General features: G+C 65.0%; 15 protein-coding genes. 4 read left to right on the plus strand and 11 right to left on the minus strand.

Going from position 1 to position 14,713, the window contains the following annotated elements; all coding sequences use genetic code 11:
• Window positions 1–27: 27 nt before the first annotated feature.
• Window positions 28–654 carry a response regulator gene (locus QN084_RS13905; protein WP_069696073.1) on the minus strand — a complete coding sequence of 209 codons (627 nt, stop codon included), beginning with the start codon at window positions 652–654 and terminating at the stop codon, window positions 28–30.
• Complete coding sequence (locus QN084_RS13910) at window positions 651–1,940, minus strand: sensor histidine kinase (RefSeq protein ID WP_083261917.1); 1,290 nt, start codon at window positions 1,938–1,940, stop codon at window positions 651–653. Before QN084_RS13910 ends, QN084_RS13905 begins: the two co-directional genes overlap by 4 nt.
• Window positions 1,941–2,126: 186 nt before the next feature.
• On the opposite strand from QN084_RS13910, the gene QN084_RS13915 reads away from it, so the two are divergent.
• The gene (locus QN084_RS13915; RefSeq protein WP_069696103.1) at window positions 2,127–2,702 is read left to right on the plus strand and encodes a GlcG/HbpS family heme-binding protein; all 576 of its coding nucleotides are present in this window, start codon (window positions 2,127–2,129) and stop codon (window positions 2,700–2,702) included.
• A 9-nt stretch (window positions 2,703–2,711) separates the two neighbouring features.
• Window positions 2,712–3,446: an ankyrin repeat domain-containing protein gene (locus QN084_RS13920; protein ID WP_259362815.1), complete on the plus strand. Its 735-nt coding sequence runs from the start codon at window positions 2,712–2,714 to the stop codon at window positions 3,444–3,446.
• Between the two features lie 83 nt (window positions 3,447–3,529).
• Here the strand turns inward: QN084_RS13920 and QN084_RS13925 are convergent, their stop codons facing one another.
• The 3 genes from QN084_RS13925 to QN084_RS13935 are packed head-to-tail and all read right to left on the minus strand — an operon-like array spanning window position 3,530 to window position 6,227.
• Entirely contained in the window at window positions 3,530–4,759 is a 1,230-nt protein-coding gene (locus tag QN084_RS13925) for an acetyl-CoA acetyltransferase (RefSeq protein WP_069696071.1), read from the minus strand.
• The gene (locus tag QN084_RS13930; protein WP_062094843.1) at window positions 4,756–5,454 is read right to left on the minus strand and encodes a CoA transferase subunit B; all 699 of its coding nucleotides are present in this window, start codon (window positions 5,452–5,454) and stop codon (window positions 4,756–4,758) included. The genes QN084_RS13925 and QN084_RS13930 overlap by 4 nt, the downstream gene beginning before the upstream one ends.
• A gap of 44 nt (window positions 5,455–5,498) precedes the next feature.
• Entirely contained in the window at window positions 5,499–6,227 is a 729-nt protein-coding gene (locus QN084_RS13935; RefSeq protein WP_069696070.1) for a CoA transferase subunit A, read from the minus strand.
• 171 nt (window positions 6,228–6,398) lie between these two features.
• Here QN084_RS13935 and QN084_RS13940 point away from each other — a divergent pair, with 171 nt between their 5' ends.
• Complete coding sequence (locus QN084_RS13940; protein ID WP_021471093.1) at window positions 6,399–7,196, plus strand: IclR family transcriptional regulator; 798 nt, start codon at window positions 6,399–6,401, stop codon at window positions 7,194–7,196.
• A gap of 92 nt (window positions 7,197–7,288) precedes the next feature.
• Here QN084_RS13940 and QN084_RS13945 read toward each other — a convergent pair whose 3' ends face one another.
• The gene (locus tag QN084_RS13945) at window positions 7,289–7,867 is read right to left on the minus strand and encodes a GNAT family N-acetyltransferase (RefSeq protein ID WP_069696069.1); all 579 of its coding nucleotides are present in this window, start codon (window positions 7,865–7,867) and stop codon (window positions 7,289–7,291) included.
• 264 nt (window positions 7,868–8,131) lie between these two features.
• On the opposite strand from QN084_RS13945, the gene QN084_RS13950 reads away from it, so the two are divergent.
• A complete protein-coding gene (locus tag QN084_RS13950; protein ID WP_062094849.1) occupies window positions 8,132–8,818 on the plus strand; it encodes a fasciclin domain-containing protein in 687 nt (228 codons plus the stop codon).
• A 97-nt stretch (window positions 8,819–8,915) separates the two neighbouring features.
• On the opposite strand, the gene QN084_RS13955 is transcribed toward QN084_RS13950, so the two are convergent.
• The 5 genes from QN084_RS13955 to QN084_RS13975 form a co-directional block, all read right to left on the minus strand.
• A complete protein-coding gene (locus QN084_RS13955; protein WP_069696068.1) occupies window positions 8,916–9,152 on the minus strand; it encodes a hypothetical protein in 237 nt (78 codons plus the stop codon).
• A 39-nt stretch (window positions 9,153–9,191) separates the two neighbouring features.
• The gene (locus QN084_RS13960) at window positions 9,192–11,213 is read right to left on the minus strand and encodes a BCCT family transporter (protein ID WP_259362817.1); all 2,022 of its coding nucleotides are present in this window, start codon (window positions 11,211–11,213) and stop codon (window positions 9,192–9,194) included.
• 258 nt (window positions 11,214–11,471) lie between these two features.
• Window positions 11,472–12,278, minus strand: coding sequence for an IclR family transcriptional regulator (locus QN084_RS13965; protein ID WP_021471088.1), 807 nt, complete (start codon window positions 12,276–12,278; stop codon window positions 11,472–11,474).
• A 62-nt stretch (window positions 12,279–12,340) separates the two neighbouring features.
• Window positions 12,341–13,222 carry a formate dehydrogenase accessory sulfurtransferase FdhD gene (gene fdhD / locus QN084_RS13970; RefSeq protein WP_069696066.1) on the minus strand — a complete coding sequence of 294 codons (882 nt, stop codon included), beginning with the start codon at window positions 13,220–13,222 and terminating at the stop codon, window positions 12,341–12,343.
• Window positions 13,210–14,544 carry a molybdopterin molybdotransferase MoeA gene (locus QN084_RS13975; protein ID WP_069696065.1) on the minus strand — a complete coding sequence of 445 codons (1,335 nt, stop codon included), beginning with the start codon at window positions 14,542–14,544 and terminating at the stop codon, window positions 13,210–13,212. Before QN084_RS13975 ends, fdhD begins: the two co-directional genes overlap by 13 nt.
• Between the last annotated feature and the right edge of the window lie 169 nt (window positions 14,545–14,713).

Consider the following 14,713-nt stretch of genomic DNA (forward strand, 5'->3'; position numbering starts at 1 on the left):
AGGAGGTATAGGGAGAAGCCGGGAATTTCACCGCATTCCTTCCCGGCGTATGGCCGTGGCGATGGCTGCCGCCCGTGTGTCCACTCCGAGCTTGGCGTAAATGTGCGCCAAGTGGGTCTTGACAGTGGCCTCGGAGATGAAGAGGCGTTTGCCGAGATCGCGGTTGCTGAGTCCCTGGGTGAGGAGGCTGAGCAGCTCGGCTTCCCGCGGCGTGAGGACTTCATCGGGGTTGCGGAGCTGCTGGAAGAGCCGCGATGCCACCGGAGCGCTCATGACGCTCTTGCCCAGGACCGCGCCGCGCACCGCGGAGAAAATCTCGTCCGGTGCTGCGTCCTTGAGCAAATAGCCCATTGCGCCGGCGTCCACGGACCTGACGATGTCGGCGTCGGAGTCGTAGGTGGTGAAGACGATGATCGCCTGCCGGGGGCGGCGTTCGCGCAACTGCTTGATGGCCTCGATGCCGTCCATGCCCGGACCCATCGCGAGGTCCATCAACACAACGTCGGGAGAATACTCTGCCGCGGCAATAAGCGCTTCCTCGCCGGAAGCGGCTTCGGCGACGACGGCGATGTCCGGTTGGGTGCCCAGCAGCGCCTTGAGCCCGCTCCGGACCACGGTGTGATCATCCACGAGGAGCACGGAGATGGTGGTCATGGCGATCCCTTTGTCTCGGAGTTGGAGCCGGTGCTGGAGTTGGAACCGGTGCTGGATCCGGTCAGTGGCAACTGCGCGGCGATGATGGTGCCCTCGCCGGGACTGCTTTCCACGGACAATTCTCCGCCCAGCCGGTGAACACGCTGCCGCATGGCCCGCAAGCCGTACCCTCCGGCCGCCGACGGGGGAGGTACCGCTGCGGGATCAAAGCCGCGACCGTCGTCGTACACGTCCAGGGTGACCGCGTCCGGCAAGTAACCCAGTGTGATGCTCGCGTTCCGCGCGCCGGCGTGGAGTTTGATGTTCGCTGCCGCGCTCTGGGTGACGCGCAACAGGGTGTGCCGGACCTCCGGCGGGACGGGGCGGGGGTCCCCGGTGACGTGCACGGCAATCGACTCCACATACTGCCGGGCCGCATGCTCCAGCGCTTCCGCCAAGGGGCCAGTCTCGAGGCCGGGCGCCGACAGTTCATGGACCAGGCTGCGCGTATCGGCGAGATTGTGGCGCAAGAGGTCCGTGGCTTTGAACAGATCGTCCCTGGCCGACGCCTCGGGCCAAGATCGTTGCGCGGCCTCAAGGAGGAGCAAACTGCTGGCCAGCCCCTGCGTCACAGTGTCATGGATTTCGCGGGAAACCCGTTCCCGCTCGGCGGCAATCCCCGCAGCGCGCTCACTGGCTGCCAGTTGTTCCTGCGCCTGCGAGACATCAGCCAGGAGCCGGCGTTGCAGGGCGGCATCGCGTTCGATCTTGTCGTAAATCAGCGTGAGGAGCGCAGCGGCGGCCAGCGGACCCAGAACCATGGCGACGTCGGTCCAGTCGCTCATCCGGAAAAGCCCGACGGCGGTGGCGGCCGCGGTCACGCCGCCCGCCACATATGCGGCCCAGCCGCTGAGGGCGCTCCTGCCGAGGAAGAAGATCGCGAAGGAGCACCAGGCGAAGCTGGGGGCGGCCACTACGAGCACTGCCCAGGCTCCGAGCAGAGCCACGGTCCACGGGAGCCATGGTGTGGGCTGCGTCCCCGGGCGGCGGGCGGCCGGGCGGTCCCGAGCCGGGCTGTAAGCGCCAGATCGGCGGGCGAGGAGTGCCGTGGCTGCGTAGAGGACGCAGACCGCACCCGCCAGAGCCATGGTCCAGAGGTTGTCCGCGGGGGAGTGGCGCATGACGTAGCGGACCCCCGAGGCCACCATGAGCACAGCGAACCCGCAATGCACCACAACATCGATGCGGCCATCCCCCTGGAGTGGGGCCGGAGGCGTGGTGTCGGGCCTGGGACGGGCGGGTTTCATGGGAGTTCCTGGTGTGTTGAGGGCGCTCTTTCCATGCTAGATCCCGCGCCCCCGCTGGTCTCTCCACCTTTTGGCTGATACGGCCGCCCAAAAGGCTGAGCGTGCGAGCGGCGACCGGCCGATGTGGGCGTCGGTTGACCCCGGGAAACATGGAGGGGTACGCATATGGCCGACCTGAGGAGAACCATGAAGAAGTCGAACAAGATGATTGCCGGTGCTGCTGCTGCCGGAGCGTTGCTGCTCACCGGCGGTGTCACCGCTGTGGCCAACGCCGTCGCCCCTGCTGCGCCGGCGAACGTGGCCGCGAAGGTGCCGGCCGATGTCCAGCCTGCCCCGGAGAATGTGGTTGCACAGAACCGCATCACCGTGGGCGCTTCGGGCAAGGCAGTCACTGCGGCGCTCGCCAAATGCCAGGCGGACAAACTGCCGTTCGTGACCGTGGCCTTGGTGGACCGCTTCGGGACGGTCCAAGCCCTCCTCCGCGGTGACAACGCCGCCGAGCACACCATCGAAGCAGCGAAGCAGAAGGCCTACACGGCCGCTGCGTTCGGTGCGCCCACCAGTGAACTGGCCAAGCGCGTCAACGGCAACGGTCCGTCCATCGCAGACCTTCCCGGCACCCTCTTCCTGGCCGGGGGTGTGCCGCTCAAGGTGAACGGCGCCTCGGTGGCGGGCATCGGCGTCGGGGGCGCTCCCGACGGCGCCCTCGACGAGGCCTGCGCAGCCGCCGGAGCCGATGCGCTGGCCGCGGCCGCGAAGTAGCCTGGGAGCATGGGTGCGTGGAACGGGAGCGGCCGGGCTGGTGGAACCGTGCTGATGACGACGGTGCTGATTGCCGGGCTCGTCGCCGGCTGCGCCCCGACTGCGCCACCTGAACCGACAAGCCCGACGGCGACCGCCTCGCCGAATGCCTCCCAAGCAGCCCCCGCCCAGGCCGGGCCGTCGAGCGCAAGGGCGGGTCCGGCGTCGTCGGCTGCTGCCCCGGCGAAACCACCAACCCTGTCCGCGGAGGCACAGATGGAAACCGACCGGCAGCTGATACTTGCCGCGAAAGCCAACGATCCCGTCCGGGTTCGGGAGCTGATCGCTGCCGGCGGCAACGTGAACGCCAAGGACGCAATCCAGGACTCGGCATTCCTGTACGCCGGTGCGGAAGGGTTCAACGAGGTCCTGCAGCTGACCTTGGAAGCCGGAGCGGACGTCCGCAGCACCAACCGGTACGGCGGAACGGCGCTGATCCCCGCCAGCGAGCACGGGCATACGGAGACGGTGCGGATCCTGATCGCCGCGGGCGTTCCGGTGAACCACGTGAACAACCTGGGCTGGACTGCCATGCAGGAAGCGGTCCTGCTCAATGACGGCGGGCCGAGGCAACAGGACGTCGTGCGGCAACTCCTTGAGGCCGGAGCAGACCCGGACATCCGGGATCGGGAGGGCCGGACTGCCCTGCAAAACGCGGAGCGGCTGGGGTTCACGGAGATCGCTGAGCTGATCCGGAACCGCTGAGCTAATCCGGGACCGCCCAACTGGGTCGCAGTAGAGCGCATTTTGGACGTCCAGAACGCGCTCTGCTGCGACTTACTTGGGTGCTACAGCGCCTCGAGGATGCTCACGTAATTGGCGATGCCGACGCCGCCCATGTTCTGGACTGCGCCGCGACGGGCATTGGCCAGCTGCATGTCCCCGGCGGTGCCACTGAGCTGCATGGCAGCGATGACGTGCTGCGATACACCGGTGGCACCCACCGGATGTCCCTTCGCCTTCAGGCCGCCGGACACGTTGACCGGCAGCTTGCCGTCCTTGTACACCCAGCCTTCCTTGATGGCCCGGGCACCCTGGCCGCGGGGGACCAGTCCCATGGCTTCGTACATGATGAGCTCGGCGATAGTGAAGCAGTCGTGGACCTCGGCGAAGTCCAGGTCATCCACCCCGGCTCCTGCCATGGTGAATGCCCGCTCCCAAGAGACGCGCGTTGCCTCGAACTCGGTTGGGTCGCGTTTCTCCGCGGGTAAGAAGTCGTTGGCATGCCCGAAACCGGCAAGGCGAACAGCTGCGGTTGCGCCGTTGGTTTCCCGGGTTGAAAGTACGACGGCGGCGGCACCGTCGGAGACGGGCGAACAGTCAGTGCGGCGCAAGGGATCGGCCACCATCGGGTTCTTGTCCGAGATGGTCCGGCAGAACTCCACGCCGAAGTCGCGATGCATCTGGGCGTATGGATTGCTCATGCCGTTGTGGTGGTTCTTGGCGGAGATGGAACCGAGCACATCGCCCAGGCCATTCTCGAAGCCCGGACCGGCGATGCCTGAACCTGCCGTACCCGCGCCGTACCGCTTGTCGTAGTGCTTGGCCACTTCCGCGAACAGGCCGGTGAATCCCGTAGTGGACGGTTTTCCCGCCATCTCGTACGAGGCACCCAGGAGCGCGGCCCCCACGACGTCCGCGCCGGCGTCGGTCATCTTCTCCGCACCAATCACCAGCACATTCCTTGCCGTCCCGGCGAGCAACGCCTTGACGCCCTGTTGGAACGCTGCCGAACCGGAGGCGCACGCGTTCTCCGTCCGGGTGGCGGGGACGTTGGCGAGATCTGCCGAAAGTTGCAGCGCGAGGGACGACGTGAACCCCAGGGGCTGCATGCCTGAGTTGAACTGGCCCAGGTAGATCTCGTCGATGTCCTTGGGCTCAAGTCCGGAGTTCGCGATGGCTTCACCGGCCACCTGGACGATCAACGTTTCGAGCGTCTGGTCCGTGAGCTTGCCAAACTTGCTGTGGCCCCACCCCGTGAGCAGGATGTCCTTGCCAAACCGGTCTTTGAGGCTCATGCCGTAGCTCCTTCGAGGGTCTCTTCAACAGCGGTGTCCATAAGCGCCACAGCGAACTCTGCCTCGGTCTTCCCGCGGATCTCTTCCACAGTGACGCCCGGGGCGAGACGGGTCAGCACAAGGCGCGTGCCGCCGTCGTGCGTCTCATCCGGCTCAATGTCGAAGACGGCGAGATCCGTGATGATCCTGTCCACGCAGTTCAAACCCGTGAGGGGAAGCGTGCATTCGCGGACGATCTTGGCTGAACCGTCCTTGGCGTTGTGTTCGGTCAGGACCACGACCCGGGGTGTTCCGGCGACGAGGTCCATGGCGCCGCCCATGCCCTTGACCATCTTCCCGGGGATGGTCCAGTTGGCGAGGTCGCCGCTGCCGGACACCTGCATGGCGCCCAGGATCGCGACCTTCACATGCCCGCCCCGGATCATGCCGAACGAGGTGGCGGAATCGAAAATGCTGCCGCCGGGATTGATGGTAACAGTCTGCTTGCCGGCGTTGATGAGGTCGGCGTCCTCCTCGCCCTCGTAAGGGAACGGGCCCATGCCGAGCAGGCCGTTTTCGCTCTGGAGGACCACCCGAACGCCGTCCGGGAGGTTGTTGGCTACCAGTGTGGGGATGCCGATGCCGAGGTTGACGTAGTCGCCGTCGTTGAGTTCTTCGGCCGCGATGGCGGCCATCTGGTCACGTGTCCATGCCATGGTGTGTGCTCCTTTTCTGCTTGGACGGCCGCTTGGACGGCCGCTTAGACGGCTGCCGGGACGGCCGGGGCTTCGAGCCGCTGACGGACCGTGCGCTGCTCAATGTCCTTGATCCTGTTGCTTGCCTGGACCAGCCTCTGAACGTAGACGCCCGGGGTCACGATGTGGTTCGGATCGAGTTCGCCCAAGGGCACGATCACCTCCGCCTCGGCGACGGTCACCTTGCCTGCGGTGGCCACCACCGGGTTGAAGTTCCGGGCGGTGTAGCGGTAAATGAGGTTGCCGTCGGTATCCGCGGTTTGGGCGTGGACCAGGCTGACATCGGCGGTGATGGCGCGCTCGCGGACGTAAGTGACGCCGTCGAACTCTTCATGGGGCTTGCCTTCGGCAACCAAGGTGCCCACACCGGTCCGGGTGTAAAAGGCGGGGATACCGGCGCCACCGGCGCGCAGGCGTTCGGCCAGCGTGCCCTGCGGAGTGAACTCCACCTCGAGCTTGCCTGCGAGGTACTGCTCCGCGAAGAGCTTGTTCTCGCCGACGTAGGAAGCGATGACCTTGCGGACTTGTCCTGCCTCGATGAGGACGCCCAGTCCCTTGCCGTCAATGCCCATGTTGTTGGAAACGATCGTGAGGTCCTTGGCGCCCGAATCGCGGAGGGCATCGATGAGGTCGGCCGGGATACCGCTGAGGCCAAAGCCGCCGACGGCGATTGTCATGCCGTCCGTCAAAAGGTCCTGCAGCGCTTGGGGCGCGTCGGGATGGATCTTGGACATTCCGGACTCCTCTTTGAGTGGGTAATCCACTTTGTGGACGTTAGCGTTGTGGCTTTCGAGTCTAGGAGCGGTGCCTTTGTGTGGCAATAACCGGAAGCTTGAGCACCTCACGCTGTGGACGCTAGACTGAAATATGTCCATAATGTGGACGAAATCTCAAGGAGAGTCCCCATGGCCGCACACACCGTTCCCGCCGTTCCCGTTCAGGGTGCCCAGGTGGTTGGGCGGGTCGCTGCCCTGTTAAGGCTCGTCGGCCGCAAGCCGGAAGGCATGTCCTTGGCAGGGCTGGTCCGCGAGTCCGGGCTGACCCGGCCAACTGCGTACAGGCTGCTGACGTCCCTGGCCGCGGAGGGGTTGGTGGAACACGAGGAAGCCACCGGAAAATGGGTCCTGGGACCTGAAGTTTTCCTGCTTGGGTCCGTGGCCGCTGCCCGTTTTCCCATGGAGGACATCGCACGGCCGTCCCTGCGGCGGCTCGCGGCCGAGACGGGGGAGAGCGCGTTCTTCTCCATCAGGCGCGGCAACGAGACGGTGTGCGTCCTGCGGGAGGAAGGTTCCTTCCCTGTTCGGTCATTCGTTTTGCATGAAGGCGTGCGGTTCCCGCTGGGGGTGGCCTCGGCCGGGACGGCGATCATGGCATTCCTGCCGGAGGAGGAACAGGACGTGCTGCTCACGGACTGGGAAGCGCACGCCGGCGACTTTGCGGCCGGACATCCTGCCGGGGTGGTTCGGGAGAACCTGGAGAAGACCCGGTTGGCTGGTTATTCGGTAAACCCGGGGTTGGTCCTTGAGGGGAGCTGGGGGATGGGGGCCGCTGTTTTCGACCCCCAGGGACGTCCGGCGTGGGCGCTTTCCCTGACCGGAATCGAACCCCGGTTCAGGGGCGATCGCCAGGAGTTCCTGGGCAAGCTCCTGCTCGAGGAAGCCCACAGGATGACGTCACGGTTGCAGCGCTCCGCCCCCAACTAGGTCGCATTAGTGCGCGTTTTGAGCGGGCAAAACGCGCACAAATGCGACCTAGTTGGGTAGGTGGGGTGATGGAGGTGAGCGGGGCGGGGTTGTTAGGCGGAGTCGAGGTTCAGGCGCATCAGGACCCTAGGGAAGCCGTTAAGGACGGACGTGGTTTCAGCGACCTTCGTGAAGCCCGCCTTCTCGAAAAGCCTTCGTGTGCCGACGTACGCCATGGTGAGGTCCACTTTGCTGCCCCTGTTGTCCACGGGGTAGCCCTCGATCGCGGGAGCGCCATGACTTCTGGCCAGCTCGACGGCGCCGCGAAGCAGGTGATGGGAAATTCCCTTGCCCCGGTGGCCTGGCCGCACCCGGATGCACCACACGGACCAGACCTCGGAATCGTCCACATGGGGGATCTTCCGGCTCGTTGCGAAACTGGTGTCCGCACGCGGGTGGACGGCCGCCCATCCAACTACCTCGCCGCCGTCGTACGCCAACACGCCGGGAGGCGGGTCTTCGGCAACCAGTTTTTCCACGAACTTGCCGCGCTCTTCCCGCTGGAGGCTCTGGTTCAGCTTGGACGGGATGCGGTAACTCAGGCACCAGCACACGTTTGAGCCTGGATTCTTGGGGCCGACCATGGTCTTGACGTCGTCGAACACCGTGGCGGGCCGCACTTCGATTGACATCCGCCCATCCTGTCACCGGCATGGGCGTTTAGCCATAGTCGTGCGGGATGTGGGAGAAGCGCCGGGCCCGGACCTGACGTGGGAAAACAGGTGAAAGAAAGTAACCTTTGAAATTTTTTCAATCCGCACCCATCCACCCGGACATCACCTCCGAATAGCTGATGAGACACAAACAAAACCGGAAGAGCGGAAGCGACGCCGGACCGCCCGTGTCCCACACCCGAATGGACCCAGCACCAGGTTCCTCAGAGCAAGGAGAATGACATGTTGTCCACCAAGCGCCCCGCCCTCGCCTTCGTTGGCCTCACCGCAGCCGCCCTCATGGGACTGACGGCCTGTGGTGGTTCGAGCACCTCCAGCTCCCCCTCGTCCTCTGCGGCCCCGGAGACCTCCTCCATGGCACCGTCGCCATCAGCCTCCGCCAGCGAATCGATGGGTTCCAGCGCAGCCATGGATCCCGCCAGCAACCTGGTCGGACCAGGTTGCGCCGGCTACGCCGCCCAGGTTCCCGACGGCGCAGGTTCGGTTGCGGGAATGGCGCAGGATCCCGTTGCCGTGGCCGCCTCCAACAACCCGCTGCTCAAGACCCTGACCGCCGCAGTATCCGGCAAGTTGAACCCCAAGGTGGATCTCGTCTCCACGCTGAACGGCAGCGAGTTCACGGTCTTTGCTCCCGTTGACGACGCGTTCGCCAAGATTGACCCCGCTACGATCGAAACGCTCAAGACCGACGATGCCCTGCTGAGCAAGATCCTCACGTATCACGTTGTCCCCGGACAGCTGACCCCGGACCAGGTAGTGGGAACCCACAAGACCGTCCAGGGCGGCGAAGTGACGGTGGGTGGCAGCAAGGACGCCCTGACCGTCAATGACGCCAACGTCATTTGCGGTGGCGTGCAGACTGCCAATGCCACGGTCTACCTGATCGACTCCGTGCTGATGCCCAAGTAAACCCCTCCACGCATGAACAGGGCGGGTGCCGGAAATCCGGCACCCGCCCTGTTGCTGTCTCTATGTTGGCCCCGGGCTTATGTCCCGGGGCAACGGCCTACCTTCCCAGGTCGCTGTCCACGTAGGAACCTGGCCGTGAGTGTTCCGAGCCGCACGGGCACCCGCCGCTGAGCTCGATGCGCACCGTCACGGGGTTGGCTGAATCAACGGTGAACGATACCTGGTCCTTGGAATCCTTGATGACGTGGAGGGTGCTGTGCGCCGGGGAAGCGCCGGAGGCCACGGAGGCGTCTGAAGCCACGGAGGCCACGGAGGCCACGGAGGTTGAGGTCATGGTGTGACACCTTACTGCTGGTGGTTGGGGGAGTGTTCGCTACTTGTCTTCAGGAGACCGCGGCGTGCTGTCAACGGTTGGGATGCTGCCGGTAGGCGTACCGCCGGGACAGTCCGAATCCGAGCAGGTCTCCGCGCATTCGTGCTTGGTGACGAGGTCGAACTGGACACCGCGGTGCTGTTCGACGCCGGTGCGGATGGCCCGCTCCACCACGGAGGTTGCCAGCCGACGCCGGAGCGACAGGGGATCGCGCCTGAGGTCCTTGGCGAGCGCGAAGCAAAGCAGCAGCATGACCAGGATGAACGGCAGGGCGGCCACGATGGTGACCCTTTGGAGGCCGGACAAGGCTTCCGAGGGTTCATCACCGCCGGCAAGCAACATGACAGCTGCAACTGCACCGGTGAGGGTTCCCCAGAAGATCACTACTCCGCGCCGCGGGTGTTCGGCACCGTTGGAGCTGAGGGATCCCATGACGATGGAAGCGGCGTCCGCACCGGTGACGAAGAAGATCGCCACCAGGACCATGGCCAGCGCGATGACACCCACAGTGAGCCACTCGGGCATGCCCAGGTTCTTGACCAGATCGAAAAGGGCGCCGTCGAAGTTGATGGAGGGGGCGCCGTCGACCATTGTCACCAAGCCGGGAGTCCCCGCCTTGTCTGCTTCCTGCTGGACGTGGAAGGCAGTGCCGCCGAAGATGCAGAACCAGATGACGCTGACGATGCTCGGTACCAGCAGGACGCCGGTGACGAACTGGCGGATGGTACGGCCACGGCTGATGCGGGCGATGAACAGGCCAACGAAGGGCGTCCAGGAGATCCACCAGGCCCAGTAGAAGATGGTCCAGCTGGTCATCCAGCTGCGCAGGGCGTCATCTCCCACTGCTTCGGTCCGGGAGGACATCTCGGCCAGGTCGCGGGCGTAGTCGCCTACGGCGGAGGGAATGAGGTTCAGGATGAAGAGCGTGGGGCCGGCAACGAACACAATCAAGGCCAGGACAACGGCCAGGACCATGTTGATGTTGGACAACCACTGGATGCCGCGGCTGATGCCGGACACGGCCGAGGCCACGAAGCAGAACGTCAGGATGGCAACGATGACTACAAGGACGGGGGTGCCGACTTCGCCCATCCAACCGTTGGACGTCAGGCCGCTGCCGATCTGGAGGGCACCGAGGCCCAGGGAAGCTGCCGTTCCGAAGAGCGTGGCAAAGATGGCCAGGATGTTGATGAACTTCCCGAGGGGTCCCTCCACCATCCGGATGCCGAACAGCGAGGTGAAGGCCGCGGAGACCAGTTGCTTCCGGCCGAGGCGGTAGGTGCCGTAGGCCATGGCGATGCCGACTACTGCGTACATCGCCCATGGGTGGAGCGTCCAGTGGAAAATCGAGGTGGCCATGGCGGTCTGGATGGCATCGGGCGTACGGCCATCCACCGTGCCGGGCGGAGGCGAGATGTAGTGGAACAGCGGCTCGGCAACTCCATAGAACATGAGCCCGATGCCCATGCCGGCTGCGAACATCATCGCTACCCAGGAGATGGTGCGGAACTCGGGCTTCTCGCCGTCCTTGCCCAGCGGGATGTTGCCGAACTTGCCCAAGGCAAGCCACAGCACGAAGATCACGAAAAGCGAGGCGAGAACCATGAACAGCCATCCCGTGTACTCCATGACCCAGTTGAGGGCCCCCTTGGAGGTTTCAGAGAGGCTGTCCCTGCCAACAAATCCCCAGACCACGAAGGCGACGGCGATGGCGCCTGTGATTCCGAAGGTGACTTTGTCGAGGGTAAGTTTGCGGTTCCGGCGGGCTGAGACGGCCTGCTCGGTCTTGGCGTTGCGAAGTTCCTCCAGGATCTGTTCGTACTCTTCAGAGTCGGGGAGGGTTTCTGCCGTGCCTTCCTCGGGGTCGAGGACTGCGGGGTTTGATTCATCGGGGGAAACGCTGATGACTTCATCAAGCGTTTCCCTGGTGGAGGGCTCCTTGTCAGCCGGAGTTTCAGCCGGCGTATTGTCTGCCGGTAACTCTTCTGGTGTCAGGGATTTTGTGTCACTGCTTATAGCCATGAGCGGGTCCTTTGCTCGGCGAGTCATGGGCTTGCGTTTCTACGAGGCCCGGTTGTGGGACCGATTCCGGATAACGGGCGGATTGCTACCGGACTGGGGCCGGTGAGCGTTCCGCAAGAATCAACAACATTCGCGTTATGCAACAGAGTGCGCCCCGTCACACCCGAAAGTCAAGCACTTTCGCTTCTTTGACGCACATTGATATACCAGTTGGCTTTGAGCTGGACTTATGCAAAAAGGCGTTTCGGACGGCCGAAATTACTGGTGCCGGTAGCCCATCTTGGCGCTGATGGCGAGGCCTGCCTCGCGGAGCCCCTCGATGAGGCCGGGCTGGTCTTCGGGAGCGAAGCGGAATGCGGGGCCGGAGATGCTGACGGCCGCAATGACGGTCCCCAAATGGTTGAAGACAGGCACGGCAATAGCGGTGAGGCCAATTTCGAATTCCTCATGCACTATCGCGTAGCCCTGGCGTGCAACATCGTGGAGCTGCTTCTCGAGATCTCCACGGTTGGTCACGGTCCGGGGCGTGCGGGCAGGCAGGCCCACTGCTTTGAAGACCTGGGTTCGCTCGTCCGCGGTCAACGCAGCCAGGAGCACCTTCCCGCTGGACGTGGCATGGAGGGGCGTGAGGCTGCCAACCCAGTCGTAGGTGGCCAGGGTGGAAGGACCCATGGCCTGATCCACGTTGACGGCGTAGTTGGAACGCAGCACGGCAAGATTGACGGTTTCCTTGTACTCACCGGCGAGGGCTTCCAGGACTTCGCGGGCCTCGTGCACCACGCTCAGCCTGCCGGGAATGGAGGAGGCCAGGCGCAGGATGCCGAATCCAAGCTGGTACTTGCCGCGTTCGCTGTTCTGGCGAACCAGCTCCCGGGTGACCAGCGAACCCACCAGCCGCGACACCGTGGACTTGTGCACGCCCATTTCCTCGGCGATCTCGCTGACGCCGGCATCACCCTTGCGGGCGAGGATCTCCAGGATTTGGAGCGCGCGGTCTACAGACTGGACGCCTCCGCTTTGGGTCTCTGCGTCATTGTCGATGTCCGGGTTGCTGCGTGCGGCCATGGTCACATCCTAGACTGGCCCGTCACGGGGCCGGCGTTGGGGCCCGTCCCGGGTCTAGGGGATCAGGGACTCACGGTGGCCTCCTCAAGGCCCGTGCGGAGCGGGAGGCCCACCCGTTCCCTGCCGGCGTACACGTTGAGGCTGCGTCCACGGCTGAAGCCCACCAGGGTCAGTCCCGTTTCGGCCGCGAGTTCCACTGCCAGGCTGGACGGGGCGCTGACCGCTGACAGGACGGGGATTCCCGCGAGGGCGGCCTTCTGGACGAGCTCGAACGACGCCCGCCCGGAGACCTGCAGGACCAGGCCGGACAACGGCAGCAGGCCCTGCCTGAGCGCCCAGCCCACCACTTTGTCCACCGCGTTATGACGGCCCACGTCTTCACGCAGGCACAACAGTTCCGGCCGGGAGCCGTCCACCTTGAAGAGACCTGCGGCGTGGACTCCGCCGGTCCTGTCAAAGACGGCCTGTGCGTCCCGCAGCCGTTCGGGCAGTTCGGCCAGCAGGTCCACAGGCACCTGGAGGGCGTCCTGCGATGCGTCGAAATGGATGGTCTTCCGGACAGCTTCATTGGAATCAGTGCCACAGATGCCGCATGAGCTGGAGGTGTAGACGTGCCTCATGGTGTCCGGCAAGGGAACGTCCGGTCGGAGCTGTGCTTCCACCACGTTGAAGGTTTGGATGCCGTCCCGTTCGCCCGCGCAGAAGCGCAGGGACACGAGTTCGGCCTGGTGGCGGATGATGCCTTCGGACACCAGGAACCCCGCCACGAGGTCGAAGTCGTCGCCCGGAGTCCTCATGGTCACGGAAAATGACGTGCCGCCCAAACGGATTTCCAGCGGCTCTTCGGCGGCCAGTACGTCTTCCTTGAACCGGATGGGGTGTTCGGCGCCGGTCCCGTCCAGTTGGAAACGGTGGATCTTCCGGCGTTGAGTCATGCGTGCCACGGGGCGTGCCTTTGTTCGTTGGTGACAGGCCTGTCCGTGAACTGCGGTGGTTGGACCCACGGCAGTGGCATGACCTGCACAGCGTGGCCGGCCTCGACCCCCTGGGGCGGCACCGCCATGATTCCGTCCGCCCATGCGAGGCCACGCATCATGCCGGGGCCGGTGTGGGAGGCCGGGATGGCCAAGCCGTGGACAAAAGTGCAGGGGACAAGCCGGGTCCTGCCGGGATCCGGCTCGAAATCCGCGCCGGAGGTCATGATCACGGTGTCGGGCGGCTGGCGGTTGCCGAGGGCGGCCAGCAACGGTTCGCCGATGGTGATGAGGGCAACCATGGCCGCCAGCGGATTTCCCGGCAGTCCGATGATGAAGCGGCCATCCGGGAGCGCGGCCAGCACGGCGGGGTGGCCGGGCCGCATGGCGATCCCGTCAAGCAGCAGACGCCCACCCAAGGCCTCAACTACAGTGCGGAAATGATCGGTCCCGGACTTGCCGGTGCCGCCTGTGGTGATAATGACGTCCGCCGGTTGGCCGCCGCCTGCAACAGCCGCGCTGCCTGAACCGCCCAGGGCGGCCAGCCATTCTTCATAGGAGTCGCCGATCCTGCGCTGCCCGGACGGAACGCCGCCAAGCCGCGAAATGACGGCGCCAAGCTGCGGCCCGAACGTATCGCGCACCTGTCCCGGCGCGGGCTCACCCGAAGTGACCACTTCTGAGCCGGTCAGCACGACGGCGACCAGCGGCTTGCGCTGCACGGCCACCTCGTCGTGGCCTGCTACGGCGGCGAGGGCAATGTGGGCGGGGTTCAAAAGGGTTCCCGCGGGAATGAGGACATCACCGGCGGCTGCTTCTTCACCAGCCGGACGGATGTGGCGGCCGGCAGATACCTCACCCGGTTTCGCTTCGGGAATGAGGACGAGATTCCGGGCGCCTGGGGCGTCCCCGGTCAGCATTCCGCTTTCCTTCCGGAGGATGGACGTTGCGCCCTCGGGGACAACGCCACCTGTGGCAATGGTGCTTGCCTCGCCCGGGAATAGCCGGGTGCCGCGTTCAAGCCGGGTGCCGCGCTCAACCAGAATCCAGGGGCCGGAGCCGCTGACCGCCCACCCGTCCATGGCCGAGGACGCATAATGCGGAATGTCCTGGCGGGCCCTCACCTCCAACGCCAGGGCACTTCCGATGGCCTCTGCAAGCGGTACCAAAGCAGCTCCGAGGGGACGGGCACAGCCAAAGGCTGCCTGGCGCGCTGCGGACCACGTAGCTCCGTGGTTCTTGTCGCAGGACCCGTTGGCCGTAGAAACGTCGGAGACTTCCCGGACAAGCATGGATCTCCATCTCCTGGGTTGGATCAAGGGCGGTGCCTGACGACTCCCTGAAAGTCGTTGCCTGACAACTGCCAAAACCGTTAAAAAATGCCTTAAAAACGGACGCCGGGGGCGGCCGGCCTTCCCGTTGTGCCGTGCCGCCCCCGGTATCCGGGCTGACGTACTGGTG

Source organism: Paenarthrobacter sp. R1, from assembly GCF_030264015.1.
Classification (GTDB): domain Bacteria; phylum Actinomycetota; class Actinomycetes; order Actinomycetales; family Micrococcaceae; genus Arthrobacter; species Arthrobacter ureafaciens.

Coding starts and splice junctions, on each gene's coding strand:
- QN084_RS13905 (WP_069696073.1), bottom strand. CDS start 654: ATGACCACCATCTCCGTGCTCCTCGTGGATGATCACACCGTGGTCCGG.
- QN084_RS13910 (WP_083261917.1), bottom strand. CDS start 1,940: ATGAAACCCGCCCGTCCCAGGCCCGACACCACGCCTCCGGCCCCACTC.
- QN084_RS13915 (WP_069696103.1), top strand. CDS start 2,127: ATGAAGAAGTCGAACAAGATGATTGCCGGTGCTGCTGCTGCCGGAGCG.
- QN084_RS13920 (WP_259362815.1), top strand. CDS start 2,712: ATGGGTGCGTGGAACGGGAGCGGCCGGGCTGGTGGAACCGTGCTGATG.
- QN084_RS13925 (WP_069696071.1), bottom strand. CDS start 4,759: ATGAGCCTCAAAGACCGGTTTGGCAAGGACATCCTGCTCACGGGGTGG.
- QN084_RS13930 (WP_062094843.1), bottom strand. CDS start 5,454: ATGGCATGGACACGTGACCAGATGGCCGCCATCGCGGCCGAAGAACTC.
- QN084_RS13935 (WP_069696070.1), bottom strand. CDS start 6,227: ATGTCCAAGATCCATCCCGACGCGCCCCAAGCGCTGCAGGACCTTTTG.
- QN084_RS13940 (WP_021471093.1), top strand. CDS start 6,399: ATGGCCGCACACACCGTTCCCGCCGTTCCCGTTCAGGGTGCCCAGGTG.
- QN084_RS13945 (WP_069696069.1), bottom strand. CDS start 7,867: ATGTCAATCGAAGTGCGGCCCGCCACGGTGTTCGACGACGTCAAGACC.
- QN084_RS13950 (WP_062094849.1), top strand. CDS start 8,132: ATGTTGTCCACCAAGCGCCCCGCCCTCGCCTTCGTTGGCCTCACCGCA.
- QN084_RS13955 (WP_069696068.1), bottom strand. CDS start 9,152: ATGACCTCAACCTCCGTGGCCTCCGTGGCCTCCGTGGCTTCAGACGCC.
- QN084_RS13960 (WP_259362817.1), bottom strand. CDS start 11,213: ATGGCTATAAGCAGTGACACAAAATCCCTGACACCAGAAGAGTTACCG.
- QN084_RS13965 (WP_021471088.1), bottom strand. CDS start 12,278: ATGGCCGCACGCAGCAACCCGGACATCGACAATGACGCAGAGACCCAA.
- QN084_RS13975 (WP_069696065.1), bottom strand. CDS start 14,544: ATGCTTGTCCGGGAAGTCTCCGACGTTTCTACGGCCAACGGGTCCTGC.